Genomic DNA, 19,518 nt, shown 5'->3' on the forward strand with positions numbered 1-19,518 from the left:
CTAAAGGTTAAGTTTTTTCATTCGCAAATCGAGCTCAAGCATGATCATGTCAATTTCTTCATCCGTGTAGCCCAAGAGCGATTCATCACTATGATTGCGGTTTTGAAACACTTCTTCGGCTGATCGGATACCAACGGTTGACTGCGGATATGCCGGTGTTGTGACCGGGCTTACTTCAAACAACTCGGCTTCGGTAATGGTGCGAATCGGCATGTCGCTATTCGTCTCGTCCCATTCCTCCACAGTTGCGCGAAAAATAAAAGACGAACCTCGCACGTCTCCGCGCTCGATCGTCTCAATGTGTTTTTCCGCCCAACTCGGCGGCGTAATATCGTAACGAAGTCCGATGTCATCCTCTGTTAAGAGCAGTGTACCCGGCGTTCTCCCTAAGACTTCCCGGGAATCGTGCTGCCACGCTGCATAGACATCAGGATTATCGGCAAGGCATTTAGAAAAGGCCCCGCGCTTGAATTTCTCTTGGAACATACCGAAAATCGGATGTGATAACTGATCCCAGCGGACCGCATATCCAATAATCTTTGTCGGCTCTCCATCAACTTTCCGCACCTCCGGCTTGCTCCCCGGTAGCACTAGCTCCCGCTGCTCCTTCTTGTTCTCCTTCATCGTTATCACCTCCCTTCAATTCTTCTTTTGGTGCAAATTTGCCCTTGTAATACTCGTCCAAGAGATCAAGTGGAACCATGTTTAGCGGTACAAAGTAACGATCCCCGCCGGGTATCGGGTTCTCGTTTTCTCTCTCGCGGATGTCATTCTGCGAAAATGCTCCCAAATTAAACATTTCTTTATAGAAAGCAGCTCGCGCTGCGGAATCCCCCCGAAGATAACCTTCGATTAGAAACTCAGCATACAAACGTTTCTGCTCGGTTCCATCAAACAGCTTCCAATTGATCGTTTGTTCCCAACGGATCAACCACGGCCGGACGGAATGGACGATAAAATCCGTGCTCTGATGTTCGATGTTGGAGAAGGTTGCTCGCTCCAAGTCGGCCATCATGTGCGGTGGCACCCGGAAGATACGGGCAATTTCAAGAATCTGAAATTTCCGCGTTTCCAAAAACTGTGCATCGTTTGGCGGAATGGTGTTTTTAGAAAAAGACATCCCTTCTTCTAGCAACATAAGCCGGTGCGATTTGCCTAACCCCTCATATTTTTCTTTCAGGGATTTGCTTAAACGTTCAAAGGCTGGATCCGAAAGTGTGCCCGGATGGGTAACCACAGCACCGACATTGGTACCATTTTCGAAGAACTCCGCTCCGAATTGTTCGGTTGCAAGGGAAAGCTCGATCGCCTGTTTCGCCCATTGGATAACCGATATTCCCTTTTTGCCGTCAAAGCCAATTCCAGGAATGTGAAACATCGCATAATCAGGGACGTTGTGCTGCTTCCCGTCGGCGGTGGTTACCCTAAAGAATGGTTCGCCCGCTTCCGTCTCCATATGCTCGACGCGGTGGGGTGGAATCGGCCACAATGCCATGATATCCCCGCGGTTGTCATACTCGATTTCGGCATAGCAGTTCCCCCATAAAAGGATGTGGACCATCATGGTTTCCCGGAAAGTGAAGGCCGTCATTCTCGGGTTCGGGGATCGCTGCAGCAATTCACCGATTCGATGGTTTACCCGCTCCCGCCCCCTCGGGTTCAATCGCTTGTATACCGGCAGCGGTAAGGATGCCACCGTCTCGGATAGAATTCGAACACATGTCAAAACGGCGGTGCTTCGCATGGCCGAAGTCTCAGTAACGTATATTTTCTTGCCGAATGGAATCCCCAGCGCTTGGTACAGCCATTGTTTCGGATTACTTAAGGTGCTTGAATCGCTCCGTTTCTCAAGGAATCGTGAAATAATGGGAATTTTCAGTGTTCTCACCCCCTTCCTGAATTAAATAGTCCGTACGCCCCTTTCCTCATAGACGGAACGCTTGGTTTTGTTCGCCATGCACAGCTTGTGCGCGTCAATCACGGCGTCAATCGGGTCAATTCGCTTTGTCTTGGCGTTCGGGTCCTTGTCAATCTTGATTTCCCCAAAGCTATTGGTCACAGTTTTGGCGTTGACCATGGACCACGTCAGCAACTTATTGCTACGATCGTAAATCACGTTGCCCGCTTCCACTTCCAGACGAAAATCTGTTGTAGCATCGTTGAGGCTGCGGGCGCTTTGTGTAATCTCGACACAATCCACGCCGAACTCTTCCAGATCAGACAAAAAGGCATCCGCATTATGTGGGTCATAAGCGATGCCTTTTAATTTCAGGTTGTATTCTTTTATCAGGTTTTTGTAGTATTGGATGATGTATTTATAGTCCGTCTTCACACCGCCCAAGGTTTCGGTTACGGTGATCAAATCATCCATAATCCAGATGTCATACGGAGCGTCATCCGACTGCACATGCTCGTCAACTCTGTTCAACGGCATGAAGCTATGGGAGTGAATATAATACTTCCGGTGTGGTCCGTAATCATCCAAAGGAAATTCCAAACACCCAGAAGTCAAGTCTCCACCGGACGACAGATCCAGACCAAGATAACATTCACGGCCGCGCATGTCTTCCAGCGTAGAGTCAGATTCGCAATTCTTCCAGTGTTCCATGTTCATGTACTGGTTATCTGCGAACTGCACCCAGATGTTCAGGCCCTTTGTCATGAAATCCCGGAGATCGGCACCGCGTTTTTTCTTCGCCTTGATAGCATCGCCGCGCAAACTGGAAAGCGTTTCTTCGGTCCAGAGTGGATTCGCCTTCGGCCAGTTGGCTTCATCCCAAATGTCATCGCCTTTGTCGAGCTCACAGATAAACACGAAATGCGTTTCGTCATCATGGAGCCCGGCCAGAATCATTTTCCCGTATTCGTATTCCTCGTAACACGGTAAATTCAAGTCGAATCCGGCTGTCGTGATGATGGATGTAAGGCACTGTTTTAGTTTGCGCTGGCCCCCTGTTAAAAGCTTGTACATCTGATTGGTCTTATGCTTGTGATATTCATCGACCGACGCAAAATAAGGCCGGAAACCGTCTATCGTCTCGGTATCTCGACCTATCGCCTTGATTTCCCCGCGGGTGATATTGCAAAGGATCGTGCTCTTATATTCTTTGGAAGTGAATAGCCCCTCTTCATACTTGCTGCCGCCGAGTTCCGGGTCGGCATTGATGAATTTAAGACATTCCTTCAAAACTATGCGGGCCTGATCCTCTTTTGTGGCTGCACAGTACACTTGCGGGTAATTATAGCCATCAAAATTACCATAGAACAGGGCCGGAACCGCGTTCCCGAGCGATTTCCCGTTTTGCCGGGCAACCTGAACGTACGATGTGCGGAATCTCCGGTACCCATCCATGTTCAGCCAGCCGTTCCAGCTACCAAAAATGAAGTCCTGAAAGCCCCACAATTTGAGCGGTTCGGGTTCTTCCCCCTCCGCAAGCGTCAAGCTTTCCGCGAAATCAATGATTTCATGGGCTTTATCTGGGTCAAATACAAACGGAAAATCGTCCGTTCCTTGCCGTTCAAGGTCCCGAAGGTGCCTTTCGCAGGCCTGTTTCTGCGTCTCACCTGCAATAATCCGGCCAGAAACCACTTCTTTGGCATACGCTGTGACCCGGTCAAGCTCGGTTACGGTGTTGTAAGGATAGATTTGGGAGCTATACACCCCGGCCGCCCCCGAATTTACTGAACTTGCTTGCAGGCTTTTCTTTCTCCTTCGGTTTCGGTACGTTTTTGACCTTCGCAAGAGGATTCAGGAAAAGACGGTCCTGCATTTTTAGGAGCATGTCCATTTTCTTGTTGATGGCCGTCTCGATCCGCAACAGCCCATCCACGGCTACCATCGCCCGTAGTTGTTTCTTTACTTTCCGATCAAATTCAGCGCTATCTTCAATATATTCATCTAAAAACTCACCATCATAAGCGATTTTATCAATGGTTTGGTACGATTTATGAAGTCTTTCATACTCCGCATAGGTCTTGCAGTACATTGCCAACACGCCGACATCCGAGCTTGATAAAAGGTTTATGTCCTGCTCAGCTGCCCCCTTGTATTCCTTCATGCATTGTTTCCAGTGCGAATAAGCAATGGTGTCAATCTTCACGAATTCCGGCGGTTTCAGTTTGTCGAGCTCTGATTTTCCAAGCTTGATTTCACTCTCTTTACGCTGCCGAATTTGTTCTTTCGTTAGCCTGTTCGGATTCCCCGCTGCGAGGTGCAGATCAATCGGTTTTCCGTTCCGTCCCATCGGGTTCACCTCCCTGAATCACTGAAAAATTCATAAAACGAGTTTTTACGCGAAATAAGGGGGACGCGGTCAACTAGCAAAAGGACCGCAGAGATTTGACCCCCCTCCCCCTTGTGCGCCCTTGGACGTGTGTTTGGGAGGGTCGAGACATGGACGCCTCTATGCCCCCTTAGAATCGTTCCTATGAGGCGGTCCCTTCATCGCAACTCTTCACATAGATAACCCGGTTCATTCCCCCAGCAATAGCCTTCCATCCTCGCGCTTCCGCTTCTGGCAGAGCATCTATGATAAGTATCTTCCCACTCGTCCCATCAGGCCATCGATTATACCGGGTCTTGAAATCAACAACGAGAATATCACTGCGCTCCTTTGCTATCTCTCGTATAGCCTTAGTGGCTCCCTCGCCGCGCTTATAGTGGACAACCTGATATTCTTGACCCTCATTCACAGCAGCCCTGATCCTGCACTCTATGCTCAATGCATCCTTCTTGTTGGTCCCCGTATCAACCACTAGTGCATGTTTAAGGGATCTGCTCAGACTGTCTTTCAACACATTGCTTGCCAGTTCACCGGGCATGCCAGCATTGATTGCATCTTGCAAGGCGCTTCCCATCTTCTGAATCAGCACCTCATACCAGTCTTCGAACCTAACCTTTACACTGAGATTCAATGATTTCTTGAGCTTTTCAACTTCTTCCCTTGGAAGTATGTGGTCTTTATTTAACTGTGCTATGTACCCGTCACAGCTCACCATTCCACCCGCTTGCAGCTTATTGTCCATTCCCAAACCCTCCATCTTCTCTCGCCGTCTTTTGGCTATGGTGACTATGGCAGCGAGCCCGCCAATTGCTTTTATCCCAGAACAGTTTCTGATCCCCGCGGTGTGGTATTTCATGATCCACATCGGTAGCGGGTGTCAGCTTGCCGAATGCGTAACAGTCAATACAAAGCGGATTCTCTCGCAGGAACTTCTTTCGCTCTCGTCGCCAATGATGATCATATCCCCGCTCCGCTGATGTGCCCCGCTTCCGGTCATAGGATTGCTTGGGATGGTCTTCACAGTAACCGGTTGTTGTTAGCTGCTTGCAACCTGTGTGACGGCAGAACTTTTTCAGAGCCATTACCTAACTTTTCTTTCCGGTCAAAACATTCTGATACTCAATAACCATTACAAGCGCCTCGTTTCTATTGAATCCTTGCTTCAACAGCTCATCCCGGTACTTAGCCATTATCTCTGCGGTATCCCTTAGGGATGTCATAAGCTGATCCCATTGAGCGGTGTTCATGACTTCAACCCTTTCATGAGAAATAATAAAACCTTGCCATCCGGCCCACGCTTCGCTGGGATTATTCAGTCGCATTGATGGCCTTCGGCAAAAGAAAAAAGCACCCGAAGGTGCTTAATAGACGGAAAATAGTTTATTTTCTTTGTGATTGTTTGTATTGATGTATTGACATAAATACATAATGGTGGTATTATATTTATAGAGGGTGCGGTAAGCACTCCGGAAAGGAGGATAAGACGATGGGGTTTCTAGAAATCGTACTTCTGCTAACGGCCATTACCAACTTGGGAACAGCTTGGCTTAACTACCAAGCTTCCAAGCGGAATAACCGAAGGCTAAAGTAAAAGCCCCTTACGCTGGTACCGTAAGAGGCCGAGACACCGCAGGAACGGGGAGAAATCCCCGGCCTGCACCCTATCATCTTATGCTTATCTTACCCTCTGCATACTATATTGTAAAATATAATTTACGAAATAGGAGGCGCCCAAAATGCAAACACTAACCCTGATCATCGCTATTGCTGCCTTTGTTGTTTCACTGGCTGCATTGTTCCAAGCTCTTAAGAACAGGAGGTAATATTCCATGTCAAACAAACCGTTATCGTTTCGATTTCCTGACGAGTTTGTTAAAACGCTCCGTACCTGGGCTTTTGTAACCGAGACTGATCAGCGCGCATTACTACAAGAAGCTTTTCAAGAGTATGTGGAACGCCGACCAGAAATCAAAGAAAAAGTGGACAAGGTTATAACCACACTAGATTGACCCGTCAAATGTCGGGTCTTTTTTTTAGTTTCTTGCTATAGCAGCATTTGCCCAAAAAACAGCTTGCTCAAGATTAGTCATTGCAAGTGACTTCTCACGGCTTCCCGGTGCCTTTTGATCGATAAGGTAGGCCAGTTCCTTGGCCTTCTCCCGGATCTCTTGATAAATCTCCGGTTGTCCTGGCATTGGTGCATGGTAACTGAAATTGTTTTCGATTTGTTCGTTCATCTTGACTCATCCTCTCCAAAAGCATAATCCACACCGACCATGACAGGCCCGTTGCACTTAGGGCATTTAATTCCATTCCGTATTTTGTGTGTTCTTTCTTCCCAACCACATGCTTTATCTAAACAACAATATACCGTGAGCTTGCTTTTCTTTTTCACAATGGCGCTCCTTCGTCTTGTTTGGAATAAAAAAAGCCACTGAGTTATCAGCGACCTGTGATTGTATGATTTGGGATACCGAGACCGCGCCTTATAGGTATCTCGATATCCCTATGTCCACCCATGGACTTGTTTGGCCTTGACAGGAATCGAACCTGCCTATACCATGAAGGCCATAATAATAGTTGCAGTGATCTTAACTGCATTCCCCGCTTGCTACATCACCGGCGATAAACGCCCAGGCATAAAGCCCACAATGTAACCGAGTCCTGCAATGATAAGGGTTAGCAGGGACACCCGAGCGTTTAGCTCTATGTCCCTACTTTAAATTTAGTCTAATATCAAATGAGTCTCTTGATAGTTTCACTTTAGTGTCAGATTTTCAAATTAGGCCGGATAACTTCAAGCATTCAGCGATGATCCTTACGCCTTCGTCGATTCGTCGATTGATAGTCGATACACTGTATGATGATTCGAACCGAATTCTGGTATATTTATGCTTATTGCCCTTGATGTACCGATACTCTAAAATGCGTTTCACTTGGTCGTCAAGGATCAGTTTGAATCCCGCTTCGATCTCCGCTTTCTTCCGCTTGTCCTCAATCAGCCTCATGTTTTCCTTGGGCGATAGGTTTTCTTTCTGGGAGTACACTTCGATCCGCCTGCACAGAAGCGGGTATTTCTGTAACAGATCCTTAGCTGCCTTTACATCTTCTTCCGTCACGCTAGGCCATATTTCCATTTGCTCCACCGCCTCCATATGCCCCGCTCCTTTAGATGTATTCGAATATATCAGCCTGCCCTTCCTTCACGTATTCCGTCGAGTCGCAGATTAATCCTTGTTCTAACATGAACTTTGGTGCATTCTTCTGCTGATGGTACCAAATAGGGGACCCAGCCTTTGCATATTTTGGATTCTTCTCTTGCGCCTTATCAGTCCATACCCAATGGGTATCTGCTGTTACAGTGTTAGGTGTCACTGTTCTGTTACCTCCCTCGGAAGTTCGATCGGTTCAAATTCACTTGCCGGAAACCAAGACCATTTTTGATACATGTCGTTCCATATCAGGAATTGCGTCAATCCATTTTCCAATTGCTGTACACCGTAAACCGTATAAACGATCGTGTGGTTAAATGTCCGTCTAACCTTAAACATCTTTGGTTTCCTCCATTGGGTAAAGGGAATCAAAGTCAAATTCATGTAGAATCTGCAACAACCGTTCCACTACTGGCGCTCTCCATGCTGTCATGGCATAGGTATGGGCTTCTTTTGTATAGTGATAATGGTTTAGTTTGATATGTCGTTTAGCTTCCGATTTGGTTAGAAACATTGTATTTTCTCTAACGAAATGCTCTTTGCGTTCTGGACAAAGACAAGCATCTTCATCTTGGTACGTCTGGATCCATTCAAGTGCACTAACTTCGCAAACTATATCTTCGAAATCTTCATAGGCTTCACCGGATAATTCTTTATCTTCCTTAATTTCTTGAAGATAACCGTTAAGCTCGTATGACTCTCCGGCACTCGGCAGATAAACAGAAAATCTTTCAGCGTTATCTTGACTGCATTCAACCCATCTATAATCGCCAACCACCCAAAAACGCGGTGCTGCCTGACAATCGCTTGCCTGACTGTTTAATTCTGATTGGAGACTCTTCAAAAACTCGATATCCTTTTGGCAGTCTCTACTCATTCCACTACCTCCAAATCCCCGGGAGTTATCGCTTTATACTCAGGGCCATCAAAGAACCAGACCCAAGCGCTGATTTTCTTCACATCACCATGTCCATATTGTGCATGTCGGACTTTATCTCCCGGCTTAATGGTGGGTACTGGTGGGGTGGAAAATTCCTCGTGCAGAACGAAAGTATCCTTCGTCTCCTGATCGTATCCAACAACAATCATTACTCCTTCTTGCTTACCTGCGCGGATCTTTAGAGTCTTACCGTCCAGTTCTTCCCACTCAAATGGTTTGATATCTCTTGCCCATTCTTGGTTATTCATGGGTTACCTCCAATGCGTTTACTTTCTCCTGAAAAGTTGGGCAAAGCCTCCATTCTTTACAAGAGTAGCTTTCACCAACCTTTTCATGCTCTTCCTCAACGGTGCAGATTAATTCGTCATTGTCATCTGAAAATGCATGGATACAAGACAGGCAATTTTGGTTATTCATATCCACCCTCCAATAGATCCTCGTTACAATCCGAGCAATTTTCCGCGTCACTTGCTTTCAACTCAACACCCAACGTATCAAGCACTTTCTTAGGCAATGGCCCGTTGGAACACCCGATCTCTTCACCAGTTTCTTTTTTGATCATGGTAAAGTGTGTCATTCTCTGTCCTCCAATAGATCGGGATTGGTCCAGCGGTTGCCGATTACCTCACTGCCCTGTATCACCGAACACGTTGCTTCGTGATCATCAAGTTCTTCCATAACTCCACTATTGTCATCCAAAAATTCATCTAGCGTGTATCGACCGTTTTCGAATACAACAACGGCTTGATTGGTAAAATCATAGCCCTCCTTGTACTCGTATCCTACTTCGCCCATATCTTCAAACTGAATAATATCCCCTTCATATACCTCTTTACCGTTACGGTCAGGTAGTCCGGTGTACCACATGATTTCAAAGTCAGACAAGCGCAATCTGTGATACCCCTTGCCGTCCATTTCCATGTATACGCCCAATACTTTCGTATCAAAGTTGATGCTCTCAATTTGGTCCGGTTCTAACATGCGATTTAGCGGTTTATAAAAAGCTCGCATCTTCATTTCTTCACTTCCTCTCTAAAGGGGATGGATGGGCTTCGGCCCCCGGGCTTTGCCCTAGGCGGATTCAGTCGCTTTGATGGCCTTCGGCAAAGGCATCCAATGAGTTACTTTTTCACTCAACATCCAGTTGACTTCGGGTTCGTAATTAAATTCGTACCAACCGCCCATTGTCCAATAACAATCCTTTTCCTCGTCATAATCGCCCGAACCGCTATATTCCTCATCCATATAGTCTTCTTCCAGCACTGTTCTTGGAGCGATATAATCCGCACAAGTTACCCATGATTTCCCTGAACTTGTCGTAAAGCACACAAGGACTCTTTGTCTTGTCTCGGGCAGTCTTTCGTCTACGCTAATCCATTGCATCGTATTTCCTCCTTATAGTTAGGTAGGGGAGGGGGGTAGACTCCCCTTGGGGTTAAAGTTGATCATCTATTGCTTTTATAGCTGCCATGATCGGATATATCTGCACCGGGTTCACAGCATTACCAAGCGCCTTCAGCCGACCGACTCGCTCCTTAACATCAGTTGCAACTCTTGGCGGTTCCCAATCGTATTGTTCTGCCCCTAATCCGGCAGGCCATCTATATCCGTCCAACCAACTGGAAATCCCATCAAAGACTCTACCCAATTGGGATTCAGATTCCCTCCCACTTCTTTGGGGTGTTGATGCCCTACTGCTCCGACTAACATGGTTCCGTGAGTCCCATTCGCTTCCGACGGTGCAAGCGGTCTGATCGGCTTCCAATCTTGGCTCGCGGTTGGTGTCGGCCATAGTTTTACTGCTCCAGGCAGTCCGTTCCTCGGATCTTCTGCATTGATGTTCCCGCGTTTCTCCGGATCGTTTGCTCTCGGTGTAGGCCACAATGAAGATCCTGTCTCTTCGGTGTGCGGCTCCGACGGCACAAGACGGAATAACAACATAGAAGGCTTGATATCCACAGTTTTCAAGGTCGTTCTTGATTGTTTCAAGTACCATTTCCGTCTCTTCGCATACAGTTGTGTCGTCTTCCAAGATAAGTTCACTATTGGACTGCTCCATGCTGATGAGGCCAGCAACATTTTCGCCAACGAACCAAGTGGGCTGGACTTCTTGAAGAATCCGCACAATTTCAGGCCAGAGGTAACGGTCATCGCTCGTGCCGCCTCGCTTCCCGGCGTGACTAAAAGGCTGGCATGGGAATCCTCCTGAAATAATGTCAATTGTTCTACCTGGGCCAATGATTCCATCCTCCTTTAATCGTTCTGCTGTTAGGGTGCAAACATCGTCATAGATTGGTACGTCCGGCCAATGCTTTTTCAGGACCTTTTGAGGAAACGGTTCACGTTCACAGAATGCCACCGTCTCCATACCGGCCCAATGTGCTGCTAAGTCGATACCGCCGATCCCGGAGAATAGGCTGAGTTTCCTCATCATTCGCATAGACCGTATTGACTTGAGCAAACAGGCACATCATCGAATGCCAATGTTTTGAACAGATCAATCTGTTTGCCGCCATGCACTGTCTTTGACCAGTCAACCTTGTCCCAGATGTGTTCGCCTTCGCTACTTGCTAAAAACGATGCTCCATTTCGCTTGCAAGCGAGTTTAACTATTTCCTCCCACTTTGCGATCCGGGCAATCTCTTCTGGGAACCTCCGGGCAATCTCGAACAACTCCATCTTCCCTACATTGATACACGGCATACAACCAACACGTCCCATGCCCAATTTATAAAGTGGATTAGGTTCAATCCCGTATTTGTCATGCATTGCGAATACGTCTTCTACGGTCCATTGGATCAACGGTCTGTATATTTCATAGCCTTCAGGAGTGTCTTCTCTTTCGGGCAGCTGTGATCGTGCAAAACTCTCTTGTGCCCGTACACCCTGCCAGCTCACAATCTTTTTGCCTTCTTCCAGCAGTGGTAAATAGATTTGATCAAAGAATGGGCGAACTTTTAGTTCAACAGTGCAGAATCTAGCTTTGGTACTTGGAAACCGACCTTTCCACACACACAGATCCAAGAATGGATTCCCTGTTGGATGGAGAACTGATAGAGCTTGTTGAATGACTTCTTCTGAAATCCCTTCTTCACGCCATTTTGTATTCACCCAATTCCTTTTCCGGTCAATTTGGGTGCTAAAGTCAGCCTTTATTCTTTGGATCGGCCCTAGTTGCTTTTCGAGATATTCAAGATATTCATATGTCTGTTTATGTTCGTTTCCTGTATCCGCAAATACCGGGAGGACATTAACACCTCGTTCCAGTGCATAAAGCCACAAGGCCGTGCTGTCTTTTCCTCCAGATAGTGAAACAACGTTTATGGTGTCGCTCATTCCGTCTTATCCCTCCCGATTAAGGATCGTTAGATCATAGTTCGATTCGATGAATTTTATTGCCAGCGGTCGGTTAACATCGTTTCCTAACCGGTCGTAGATCAGATTCATGTCGTCCTTGTTGAAGTTTGTTCGTAACAATTGGTTAAAGCTGCTCAGCACTTTCGGTGCCCAATATTTGTTCAACCCTTTGGCGATTGGCCGAGATAACCAAGCGAACATTTTGCACTTGAAATCCAGTTCAGTGTGAACGTCATCCAGTCGAAAATACACGTTGTTTCTCGGTTCCAGAATAATTTCGTTGTTGTGGTTAATAAATGACTTCGGGAACGCGTGTAGTGCATAACTTACAATGTTCTTTAGTGCGGCCTCTTCGGTCAATTCGATTCCGTTCATGTTATCTCTCCTTATATGGGGTATGAATCTTAAGACATGACTTCATAAGACCAGCCGATTTCATCAATCCTCAACTCAGCTACCTTTTCGTCATCAATTCGTTCTCTTTGGGCGTCATACTCCGAATCAAAAATAAGCGCATTTCCCAAATCATCTGTGTATGAGTCCTCGCTTGATAATTCACGAACAAAAATGTCGCTTCCGTCATCTTCTTTTCTGACCAATACGTATTTCTTCATCGTTTATTCGCTCCTTTGGGAGTTAATTTTAATCCTCGAAATAATGTCCGTATCCATGTTTGGGATAGTAACCCGCTGCTTGGTTCAGTCCGTTCACTACATCCGTCATGAGATCCGCCAGCACGTTCATTTGCTTATCCGGAAGGGATTCAAACAGCCGCTTCTCTTTGGCTCTGAGCTGTCTCCCGGCGGCAGATGATAGTAATGACATTACCGGCTCCAATCGTTCCTCTTTCAGGCGCTGGGCCTCTGCTGATTGCAATTCCGCATCCTCTCTCCGGCGATACTCTTCCCAATCTTGATCGTCATACCAGAAATAAGGGCCGTGACGTTCGGTATAGACGTTTATCCAGTGCTGCAGCTCTTCCTCATTCGCGTGAAACCGTTGATTGCAGATGCCGTTCACTCTCATGCCGTTCGTTTTGACACCGCGGCCGTCTCGGGTCCGGGGCATAACATGATGTGTTTCGGTATCTGGTCGGCCGCAGCCGCACTGGCAGCGCCCACCCGCTTCCTTGATCAGCTCTTTCACCACACTTGCCGGGAACTCCGCCCGATCCGCCCGGGATGGACGCCCTTTATGATGCGATAAGATGTTTTGCCGCCATGGTGCGATTTCTTTCTTCTTTTTTACGAATGACATATGTCTCACACTCCCTGCACTTGATGGGTTGGGTTATTTCGACTCGCTGCCCGAGCTTCATCAAAAAGGAATTGCATATCATTTCGAACGCGGGATTTATAGGAGCGGGCTGCTTGAGTTTTGATGATGTCCTGCACTTTCCGCCGCCCTTTATTTACGTCCTCGACAATCCCGGTATTCTGGGTTACAAGATCATAGAGCGGCTGCAGTCGTTCGTTTTCGTCCTTTGCCCGGCGCCGCCGTCTCCGGTTGTCCTGCAGTTGTTTAGTAAGGTCCAAAAATTCAATTTGCTCCTGCCCCAAAAATTCAAGGGCATGCGTCAGGTCGATATACTCCGCATCGCAATAAGTGAGTTCTTCGGAATTCCGTTCATAAGTCTCTCTTACGGATTTCATGATTTCATGAAGCTGCTGGGCCGCTTCCTTGGCTGTGATCTCCATAACTGCCCTCTCCCTCTTCATTCGTTGCCGGAGCGGGAAGCGGGAATGAATTGCTGTATTCCCCTATGCCGAACGCTTCCCGGCCCCGCCGCATGAATTCTTCAAAATCATCATCGATAAGTTTAAAATCTGTTACATCCTCTTCCATACTTCCTCCTACTGCAATCGATAGTTCAACTCAATTCCGCCGGTTAAAATCACTCTGTAATCTCGGCACATTTCGTTGATTCGGCTGCCTATGCCCTCGTCTATTTCACATAGACCGGCTATGGTCTTTTCTGAACTGATCAGGGTCGGCTTTTTTTCGAGATATCGATAATTGATAATGGCAAAGACCTGTTCAATAACAAAGTCCTTGATTTCCTTACGTCCCTTGAAAAGATCGTCAATAAAGAGGACGTCGGCTTGCTGCAATTGAAAAATTCTTGATTCAAGCGTATCGAGATTTCCCTTTATCTCGTTGAACCCTTCCACGAAGGGAAAATATAAGACTTGTACACCCTTGGCTAAAAGGTAATTGGATATTGCCATCAGGAGATGTGTTTTCCCGCTTCCCGGCCGTCCCAAAAGGGCAATGCTCCTATTCGGGATTCCTTTATCATCCACGTCCTTCACGTAATTGCATGCTGCTTTTAGGGCATCGATAACTTGAAGGGGACGCCCGTCCTGTACAAAATTATTAAATCTCTTGCTTTGGAATTCTTGGGTGATGCGGCTCGACTTCATTAGCCGTTCAGCTGCCCTTTCTTTCCGGCACTCGCAAGGAACGGCTATATCGGTACCAGATTCATTACGTATGAGAACAAATTCATCATCTTTGCATTTAATACAGCGATATTTGGATAAATCATCCGCCGGTTCGGGTTTGGCTGTCGAGGAAAGCGAACTCGCTCTTTCCGCTGCTCTGCGTTTGATCTCTTCCAGATCGAACTCCGCTAGTGCCTGCTTGAGACTTTTCATGCCGTTCCTCCTTCTGCCTGTCAAATTCGATAATCTGCGCCTTACAATCGGCTAAGGTCTTAGCCCCGTGTTTCTGCCATTCGTCCAACGTGCGGTTGATGTATGACCATTTCCCTACGCCTTGATCAATGGCCCTTTGCATTGCCAGAATCAACACATCAGCTTCGAAAGTCTTTAGCCAGTCATCGACGTATTGATATTGAGCCGGGGGAAGTTGTCCGATATTCCGTTGATAGAAATCAACGACCCGCGCATATTGCGCGTCTATATCATCATCTATATCTTTACTTTCTTTTTTATTTCCTTTACTTTCCTTTCCTTTACTTTCCTTTGCATCATCTTGCATTGCATCAGCATCGTTATTAGATGCATTTGCATTCTTCCAGCGTTTGTTGGCTGCAATTTGTCGAGATTCACTTACTTTTTTCTTCTTTTCCATGCGCCGAAGAAGAGAATTACTCCAAAAAAACGCCCCGTCACTTTCGAACAAACCGAATTCGTTGATACAATCCATGATAAAATCCTTTATTTTCGTGCTATCCGCATACAATTGCATTGCAAATGCATTAAATGAGTATTTAGATTGCATATCCAATTTGTAATCACTAGCATCACGCATCATTTCAACAAGCATCCAGTACCACCCGTAGCCTTCGGCACCGTACACGCTCAGCATGTCTAGTATCTTCTTATCGTTACGGGCGTTACTGTCATGCGAAAAGTAATACGCCTCTTTCATTTCGCCACCTGCTTCGTTTGTTTTGCATACCGCAAACTCACCACGGGACCCCTTGACGATTCATTCCAATTCGTGGATAATGACGACAAGGGAATACCCGTGTATTTGAGTGAATCGCCTTAACGTCCGGCCAAAGACATGTTAAGGTGATTTTTGCATTTTCTTAGACTTGCGTTGAATATTTCGAATTATGATTGCATGCTGCAGAGGTTGTCCGAACCAAATCCGCGCCAGCTCCGGCAGGTCAAAATAATCTTTGTCCATTGAATTCCTCGATCTCACGCAACAGATTGTTCGGCGGCGTCCAGTGCTGGATATAAGGCAGACCCCGAATGAAATCCTTGGTATACGTGTTGTTGTATGAGTTGATACCGAAGTAATCTTGATAGTCATTCCAAAGGGCTGAATATACCCGATGGCGTAAGCTGCTATCCTTGTATGCTGCAGATCGCTTTCCGCCCAATAGACCAATGACCTTTGCATTTCCTGCTTTTTTCAATTGCCTCTGCTGCCCGTAATCGATCGTTGTATGATTCTCAAGGTGCTCGAGCCGGGAGTCCAGCTGCTGGACCTTGGTATCCACGAATAAGATTGCCTTGAGTTCAGGACTCATGTTTTCAAATCGGTGATCCGGTTTAATGAATGCGGCTGCAAGTGCATCTTTTGCCTTTAATTGATATTGGGTCAACTTGTCTACGACATCCTGTTGATGCTTTTGCATGTTTGGAGTGATAGATATCTTTGCTAACCATAGTGGTAAAAAATCTAGATCGATGGTTAAAACCTCTTGCAGTCCTCCATTTGTAGGGAGCGTTAAATTTAACCCCCCTTGTTTCAAGACAAGATCCGTCTGAATCTTTTTCCGTTCATTCTTCATTTGGTCCTCGGTTAGCCCGATCCCCTCGCAGACCCACCGAACGCCTACATAAACTTTTCCGTCACTCGCTTTTACTCCAAGCATTTCAGCTCCGTTAAATGGAACTAGTTTCTGTTCTACTGGATACACGTTCATGACCGTCCTCCTAATAGCTTTTGACGTTCAGCACTTCTGCCGATTTCACTTACGCATTTATTACAGATTGTCTTTCCGTAGAAAAAGCTCATCTTTCCTTCGCTGGATCCGCATAAATTACATCCCGGTTGATATTTTTTGAGGACGACATCTTCGCCGTCTACAAAGATCTCTATTGGCTCACTATCACCGATCCCCAATGTTTTACGTAATTCGATTGGTATTACAATGCGCCCTAATGAATCAAGGTTTCGCACAATCCCGGTTGATTTCAAAGTTCATTCCCCCCCTTCAAAATCAAATTTCGCTCATATTCCAATATCCATTCGCGGCGAAAACGATATTCCTGACCTTCTCGATAGCTCTTTAACTCCCCAGACTTTATGCGATTGCGTATGGTCTTTGTACTACGACAAAAATAAGTCGCTACATCCTTGATCGTTAGAACAGGGGGGAGATTTTCATTTCTAGTATTCATTGTTTTTCAACTCCTTCTGTTTTCCGGGTCTACCTTAAGTAGTTTTATCTACTTAAAGTAGACTGTTGACCAAAAAAAATTTCATCTACTCCCCTGCCAACAATTGCCGAGAATTCCTTGGCTTTGCCTACGGGCATATCATCAGCATTTCGTTCCCACTTGATGTAAGTATGTCTGTGAATGCCAAGCAATTTAGCCACTTTCTCTTGAGATAACCCTTTTAACAACCTTGCCTGTTTTGGAGAAATTCCCTTATTCAGTTCAGGAGATGTTTGCACCGTCACGACCTCCTTTCTTTGGTGATAAACCCATATTAGTCTTCTTTAAGTAGATTGTCAACACCAACTTGGCCATTTTATTCTTCTTTAAGTTGATTTTTATCGACAAGTAGATTATAATCAATTCAAAATAGATTGGAGTGGTAATGGTGGGTATCAGTGAGAATTTAAAAATCCTTCGCGATAAATTTGACCTAACACAACAAGACCTAGCAGATATAGCTGGTGTTACTAATAAAGCAGTGTCTGCATGGGAAACTGGACTTAAAGAACCGCGTATGGGAGCAATTGAAAAAATCGCTAACCATTTCCGGATCAAAAAGAGCAACATCATTGAGGAAGGAGGCATGGATAATCTTGCACAAGATGTCCCCTTGACGATTGCTGCTCACTTTGAAGGCGACGATTTCACCGAAGAAGAACTAAAAGAAATCATGGAATATGCTAAATACATTAAATCACGACGAAAATGAGGTGTATTTCATGATTGATAAACTTTTAGAAGAAGCTGAATTAGCCGGAATCCTTGTAGTAGAGGAACGAGACTACCATGTAATATTCAAAAACAATAAACTCAAAGGGCTTTACTTTGACAATATAATTGCATTGAATAACAGGGCTATTACTACTAAAACGGAATGGGTCTGTATTTTTGCAGAAGAACTAGGCCATCATTACACCAGTTACGGCAACATTCTGGATATTAAAGGAATACCCAGCCGCAAACAAGAAAAGCGCGCCCGTAATTGGGGATATGAAAAACTGGTACCTCTTCAGGGGTTAATACAAGCTTGTGAAGCAGGGGCTAGAAATAGATATGAAATAGCAGACTTTTTAAATGTTACCGAAGAATACATAGAAGAATCAATAAAACATTATCTTGAAAAATACGGCCAAAGCAAAAAGATTGGCAACCATATTATTTGTTTTGACCCCTTGAGAATTTTTAAAACGCTTGAATAACAATTTTAATGTTTCCCAGCCTGCTTATAAACGGGCTGTTTAAATATATGATACAACCAAACATATGATCTTATTTTAGGAGGGATAACATGTCAAAAATTAAATTTTCACCTTCTAGTGTCAGGGAGCGAAACGGAAGATTTACCTATCGTTACACCGAAACGGTAATGGAGAATGGAAAGAAAGTCCGAAAGCAAATAGAAACTGCTTCCTATGAAACAGCCGAGGAAGCCTATCATGCGGCCCTTCAAATTCAATCCAAACGGAGTGAGGATTAAAGTTCATTCGGGTGGGAGGTAGATGACATGTCCAAAAAGAAAGTGCTTCCTCCTGGCGTCAGGGAAAGGGACGGAAGATATACTTATCGCTACAGTGTTCCGGTAATAGTTAACGGAAAAAAAACACGGAAACAGAAAGAAACTCCCTCGTTCAAGACTCCAAAAGAAGCATACCTTGCCGGTATCCAAATTGAAGCAAAGCGCCTTGAAGGAAAAACAATTGATGAAAAAACAATCACATTAGGGCAATGGATTGAACTATGGCTTGAAGACTACAAGATAGAACGCGAACCAGCAAAGGGGACTTTGCGGAGTAGAGAGAATGGGTTGAAATGCCTTAAAAAGTATTTAGGTGAGCATACCAAGCTTAAGGAAATATCAAGTTATGATTATCAGTCATATTTGAACAAGCTAAAAAAAGATGCTTTTGAGCAAGGAACAATAAAGCTGTACCATTCTGCTGCAAGCCTCATGTTTAGAGACGCTAAAAAGAAAAAAATCATACTCAATGATCCAACAGAAGAAGCAACTCTTCCTGTTTTTAAATCAACCCTTGAAGAAGTCGAATCTGGTATTGTCAATATTCCAAAGTTCCTAGAAAAGAAGCAATTGAAGCACTTACTTCAATACATCAGATTCCGCGGTAAGCCGCAAGAGTATGCCGTCTTTTTAACTCTCGCTTACACTGGCTTGAGGATCGGCGAACTACTTGCGCTTAAAGTATCTGATTTCGATGAAGAGAAAAAAACTATTTCTGTAACAAAATCTCTTTATGTCGATGGGTCCGTAAAAAACTATGTTCTCGGCCCCCCGAAAAATAAAAGCTCTGTCCGCAAGGTCTCCATTGGTGAAAGTGTAATTAAAGCCATCAAGGGACAGATGGCTTGGAGAGAGAATAAAATCAATAACGGTGAACTACAACATGACGCAGACTTTATATTTTGGAGCTTGAAGTTTCCCGGATATCCAGCATGTTATAGTCGCTATCAGAAACGATTTGAAAAAATCCTGAAAGACTGTGGACTTCCTGACAACCTTACCCCCCATAGCCTTAGACATACCCATGTTTCTCTACTTGCCGAAGCCAAAGAAGAATTAGCAGTAATCCAAGAAAGGCTCGGTCATAAGAACGACGAAATCACAAAAACAATATATCTACACATAACCGAAGAACAGCGAAAACTTGTTCCTGACCGTTTCGAAGAGGTAATGAATTCATAAATGTGGGTAACACGTGGGCATATCCTCACTCTAACTTCCGAAATCCCTATAGAACCGTACATGATTTAATTATGTCTGGGCTATCGAAATAAATCTAGAA

Annotated in this window: 34 protein-coding genes; 5 read left to right on the forward strand and 29 right to left on the reverse strand. The window is 45.3% G+C overall.

The genetic code is table 11. The features are described from left to right. From ACQKPA_RS32620 to ACQKPA_RS32650, 7 genes are all read right to left on the reverse strand, one after another. A complete protein-coding gene (locus tag ACQKPA_RS32620; RefSeq protein WP_427496424.1) occupies positions 1–624 on the reverse strand; it encodes an HK97 family phage prohead protease in 624 nt (207 codons plus the stop codon). Then, entirely contained in the window at positions 554–1,888 is a 1,335-nt protein-coding gene (locus tag ACQKPA_RS32625; RefSeq protein ID WP_427496425.1) for a phage portal protein, read from the reverse strand. The genes ACQKPA_RS32620 and ACQKPA_RS32625 overlap by 71 nt, the downstream gene beginning before the upstream one ends. Before the next feature lie 12 nt (positions 1,889–1,900). Further along, positions 1,901–3,661 carry a terminase large subunit gene (locus ACQKPA_RS32630; protein ID WP_427496426.1) on the reverse strand — a complete coding sequence of 587 codons (1,761 nt, stop codon included), beginning with the start codon at positions 3,659–3,661 and terminating at the stop codon, positions 1,901–1,903. Then, a complete protein-coding gene (locus ACQKPA_RS32635; protein ID WP_427496427.1) occupies positions 3,654–4,244 on the reverse strand; it encodes a P27 family phage terminase small subunit in 591 nt (196 codons plus the stop codon). The genes ACQKPA_RS32630 and ACQKPA_RS32635 overlap by 8 nt, the downstream gene beginning before the upstream one ends. 181 nt (positions 4,245–4,425) lie before the next feature. Beyond that, positions 4,426–5,025 (reverse strand): hypothetical protein, encoded by a 600-nt coding sequence (locus ACQKPA_RS32640; protein WP_427496428.1) that lies wholly within the window; start codon positions 5,023–5,025, stop codon positions 4,426–4,428. Beyond that, positions 5,015–5,365: an HNH endonuclease signature motif containing protein gene (locus ACQKPA_RS32645; RefSeq protein ID WP_427496429.1), complete on the reverse strand. Its 351-nt coding sequence runs from the start codon at positions 5,363–5,365 to the stop codon at positions 5,015–5,017. Before ACQKPA_RS32645 ends, ACQKPA_RS32640 begins: the two co-directional genes overlap by 11 nt. Positions 5,366–5,368: 3 nt before the next feature. Beyond that, positions 5,369–5,605, reverse strand: a complete 237-nt coding sequence (locus ACQKPA_RS32650; RefSeq protein WP_427496430.1) for a hypothetical protein — start codon at positions 5,603–5,605, stop codon at positions 5,369–5,371. Positions 5,606–6,112: 507 nt separating this feature from the next. On the opposite strand from ACQKPA_RS32650, the gene ACQKPA_RS32655 reads away from it, so the two are divergent. Further along, positions 6,113–6,292 carry a hypothetical protein gene (locus ACQKPA_RS32655; protein ID WP_427496431.1) on the forward strand — a complete coding sequence of 60 codons (180 nt, stop codon included), beginning with the start codon at positions 6,113–6,115 and terminating at the stop codon, positions 6,290–6,292. A gap of 24 nt (positions 6,293–6,316) precedes the next feature. On the opposite strand, the gene ACQKPA_RS32660 is transcribed toward ACQKPA_RS32655, so the two are convergent. From ACQKPA_RS32660 to ACQKPA_RS32765, 22 genes are all read right to left on the reverse strand, one after another. Further along, positions 6,317–6,520 (reverse strand): DUF7681 family protein, encoded by a 204-nt coding sequence (locus ACQKPA_RS32660; protein WP_427496432.1) that lies wholly within the window; start codon positions 6,518–6,520, stop codon positions 6,317–6,319. 540 nt (positions 6,521–7,060) lie between these two features. Then, complete coding sequence (locus ACQKPA_RS32665; RefSeq protein ID WP_427496433.1) at positions 7,061–7,420, reverse strand: hypothetical protein; 360 nt, start codon at positions 7,418–7,420, stop codon at positions 7,061–7,063. A gap of 234 nt (positions 7,421–7,654) precedes the next feature. Continuing rightward, positions 7,655–7,834 (reverse strand): hypothetical protein, encoded by a 180-nt coding sequence (locus ACQKPA_RS32670; RefSeq protein ID WP_427496434.1) that lies wholly within the window; start codon positions 7,832–7,834, stop codon positions 7,655–7,657. Next, positions 7,827–8,372: a hypothetical protein gene (locus tag ACQKPA_RS32675; RefSeq protein ID WP_427496435.1), complete on the reverse strand. Its 546-nt coding sequence runs from the start codon at positions 8,370–8,372 to the stop codon at positions 7,827–7,829. Before ACQKPA_RS32675 ends, ACQKPA_RS32670 begins: the two co-directional genes overlap by 8 nt. Continuing rightward, positions 8,369–8,683: a hypothetical protein gene (locus ACQKPA_RS32680; protein WP_427496436.1), complete on the reverse strand. Its 315-nt coding sequence runs from the start codon at positions 8,681–8,683 to the stop codon at positions 8,369–8,371. Before ACQKPA_RS32680 ends, ACQKPA_RS32675 begins: the two co-directional genes overlap by 4 nt. After that, positions 8,676–8,852 carry a hypothetical protein gene (locus ACQKPA_RS32685; RefSeq protein WP_427496437.1) on the reverse strand — a complete coding sequence of 59 codons (177 nt, stop codon included), beginning with the start codon at positions 8,850–8,852 and terminating at the stop codon, positions 8,676–8,678. The genes ACQKPA_RS32680 and ACQKPA_RS32685 overlap by 8 nt, the downstream gene beginning before the upstream one ends. Beyond that, positions 8,845–9,012, reverse strand: a complete 168-nt coding sequence (locus ACQKPA_RS32690; RefSeq protein ID WP_427496438.1) for a hypothetical protein — start codon at positions 9,010–9,012, stop codon at positions 8,845–8,847. Before ACQKPA_RS32690 ends, ACQKPA_RS32685 begins: the two co-directional genes overlap by 8 nt. Next, positions 9,009–9,452, reverse strand: coding sequence for a YopX family protein (locus ACQKPA_RS32695; RefSeq protein ID WP_427496439.1), 444 nt, complete (start codon positions 9,450–9,452; stop codon positions 9,009–9,011). The genes ACQKPA_RS32690 and ACQKPA_RS32695 overlap by 4 nt, the downstream gene beginning before the upstream one ends. A gap of 54 nt (positions 9,453–9,506) precedes the next feature. Continuing rightward, positions 9,507–9,818, reverse strand: a complete 312-nt coding sequence (locus tag ACQKPA_RS32700) for a DUF551 domain-containing protein (protein WP_427496440.1) — start codon at positions 9,816–9,818, stop codon at positions 9,507–9,509. 52 nt (positions 9,819–9,870) lie between these two features. Continuing rightward, a complete protein-coding gene (gene dcm, locus ACQKPA_RS32705) occupies positions 9,871–10,875 on the reverse strand; it encodes a DNA (cytosine-5-)-methyltransferase (RefSeq protein ID WP_427496458.1) in 1,005 nt (334 codons plus the stop codon). Beyond that, the gene (locus tag ACQKPA_RS32710) at positions 10,866–11,771 is read right to left on the reverse strand and encodes a phosphoadenosine phosphosulfate reductase family protein (RefSeq protein WP_427496441.1); all 906 of its coding nucleotides are present in this window, start codon (positions 11,769–11,771) and stop codon (positions 10,866–10,868) included. The genes dcm and ACQKPA_RS32710 overlap by 10 nt, the downstream gene beginning before the upstream one ends. Positions 11,772–11,777: 6 nt before the next feature. After that, positions 11,778–12,167 carry a hypothetical protein gene (locus ACQKPA_RS32715; RefSeq protein ID WP_427496442.1) on the reverse strand — a complete coding sequence of 130 codons (390 nt, stop codon included), beginning with the start codon at positions 12,165–12,167 and terminating at the stop codon, positions 11,778–11,780. A 29-nt stretch (positions 12,168–12,196) separates the two neighbouring features. Continuing rightward, complete coding sequence (locus ACQKPA_RS32720) at positions 12,197–12,406, reverse strand: hypothetical protein (protein ID WP_427496443.1); 210 nt, start codon at positions 12,404–12,406, stop codon at positions 12,197–12,199. A gap of 28 nt (positions 12,407–12,434) precedes the next feature. Continuing rightward, positions 12,435–13,049 carry an HNH endonuclease gene (locus ACQKPA_RS32725; protein WP_427496444.1) on the reverse strand — a complete coding sequence of 205 codons (615 nt, stop codon included), beginning with the start codon at positions 13,047–13,049 and terminating at the stop codon, positions 12,435–12,437. A 5-nt stretch (positions 13,050–13,054) separates the two neighbouring features. Next, positions 13,055–13,489 (reverse strand): hypothetical protein, encoded by a 435-nt coding sequence (locus ACQKPA_RS32730; RefSeq protein WP_427496445.1) that lies wholly within the window; start codon positions 13,487–13,489, stop codon positions 13,055–13,057. Further along, positions 13,449–13,637: a hypothetical protein gene (locus tag ACQKPA_RS32735; protein WP_427496446.1), complete on the reverse strand. Its 189-nt coding sequence runs from the start codon at positions 13,635–13,637 to the stop codon at positions 13,449–13,451. The genes ACQKPA_RS32730 and ACQKPA_RS32735 overlap by 41 nt, the downstream gene beginning before the upstream one ends. A gap of 8 nt (positions 13,638–13,645) precedes the next feature. Further along, positions 13,646–14,449, reverse strand: a complete 804-nt coding sequence (locus ACQKPA_RS32740) for an ATP-binding protein (protein WP_427496447.1) — start codon at positions 14,447–14,449, stop codon at positions 13,646–13,648. Continuing rightward, a complete protein-coding gene (locus tag ACQKPA_RS32745; RefSeq protein ID WP_427496448.1) occupies positions 14,337–15,188 on the reverse strand; it encodes a Lin1244/Lin1753 domain-containing protein in 852 nt (283 codons plus the stop codon). Before ACQKPA_RS32745 ends, ACQKPA_RS32740 begins: the two co-directional genes overlap by 113 nt. Before the next feature lie 244 nt (positions 15,189–15,432). Continuing rightward, a complete protein-coding gene (locus tag ACQKPA_RS32750) occupies positions 15,433–16,200 on the reverse strand; it encodes an ORF6C domain-containing protein (RefSeq protein WP_427496449.1) in 768 nt (255 codons plus the stop codon). Next, positions 16,197–16,475: an AbrB/MazE/SpoVT family DNA-binding domain-containing protein gene (locus tag ACQKPA_RS32755; protein ID WP_427496450.1), complete on the reverse strand. Its 279-nt coding sequence runs from the start codon at positions 16,473–16,475 to the stop codon at positions 16,197–16,199. Before ACQKPA_RS32755 ends, ACQKPA_RS32750 begins: the two co-directional genes overlap by 4 nt. Continuing rightward, entirely contained in the window at positions 16,472–16,678 is a 207-nt protein-coding gene (locus tag ACQKPA_RS32760) for a helix-turn-helix domain-containing protein (protein ID WP_427496451.1), read from the reverse strand. Before ACQKPA_RS32760 ends, ACQKPA_RS32755 begins: the two co-directional genes overlap by 4 nt. Before the next feature lie 44 nt (positions 16,679–16,722). Further along, on the reverse strand, positions 16,723–16,956 hold the full coding sequence (locus ACQKPA_RS32765) for a helix-turn-helix transcriptional regulator (RefSeq protein ID WP_427496452.1): 234 nt from the start codon (positions 16,954–16,956) through the stop codon (positions 16,723–16,725). A 146-nt stretch (positions 16,957–17,102) separates the two neighbouring features. Between ACQKPA_RS32765 and ACQKPA_RS32770 the strand changes: the two genes are divergently transcribed. From ACQKPA_RS32770 to ACQKPA_RS32785, 4 genes are all read left to right on the forward strand, one after another. Continuing rightward, positions 17,103–17,429, forward strand: coding sequence for a helix-turn-helix transcriptional regulator (locus ACQKPA_RS32770; protein WP_427496453.1), 327 nt, complete (start codon positions 17,103–17,105; stop codon positions 17,427–17,429). A gap of 10 nt (positions 17,430–17,439) precedes the next feature. Next, entirely contained in the window at positions 17,440–17,919 is a 480-nt protein-coding gene (locus ACQKPA_RS32775) for an ImmA/IrrE family metallo-endopeptidase (RefSeq protein ID WP_427496454.1), read from the forward strand. Positions 17,920–18,008: 89 nt separating this feature from the next. Continuing rightward, positions 18,009–18,197 carry a hypothetical protein gene (locus ACQKPA_RS32780; protein ID WP_427496455.1) on the forward strand — a complete coding sequence of 63 codons (189 nt, stop codon included), beginning with the start codon at positions 18,009–18,011 and terminating at the stop codon, positions 18,195–18,197. Positions 18,198–18,224: 27 nt separating this feature from the next. Further along, complete coding sequence (locus tag ACQKPA_RS32785; RefSeq protein WP_427496456.1) at positions 18,225–19,418, forward strand: tyrosine-type recombinase/integrase; 1,194 nt, start codon at positions 18,225–18,227, stop codon at positions 19,416–19,418. Positions 19,419–19,518: the final 100 nt, after the last annotated feature.

The organism is Paenibacillus sp. NPDC093718 (assembly GCF_050279985.1).
Classification (GTDB): Bacteria; Bacillota; Bacilli; order Paenibacillales; family Paenibacillaceae; genus Paenibacillus_AQ.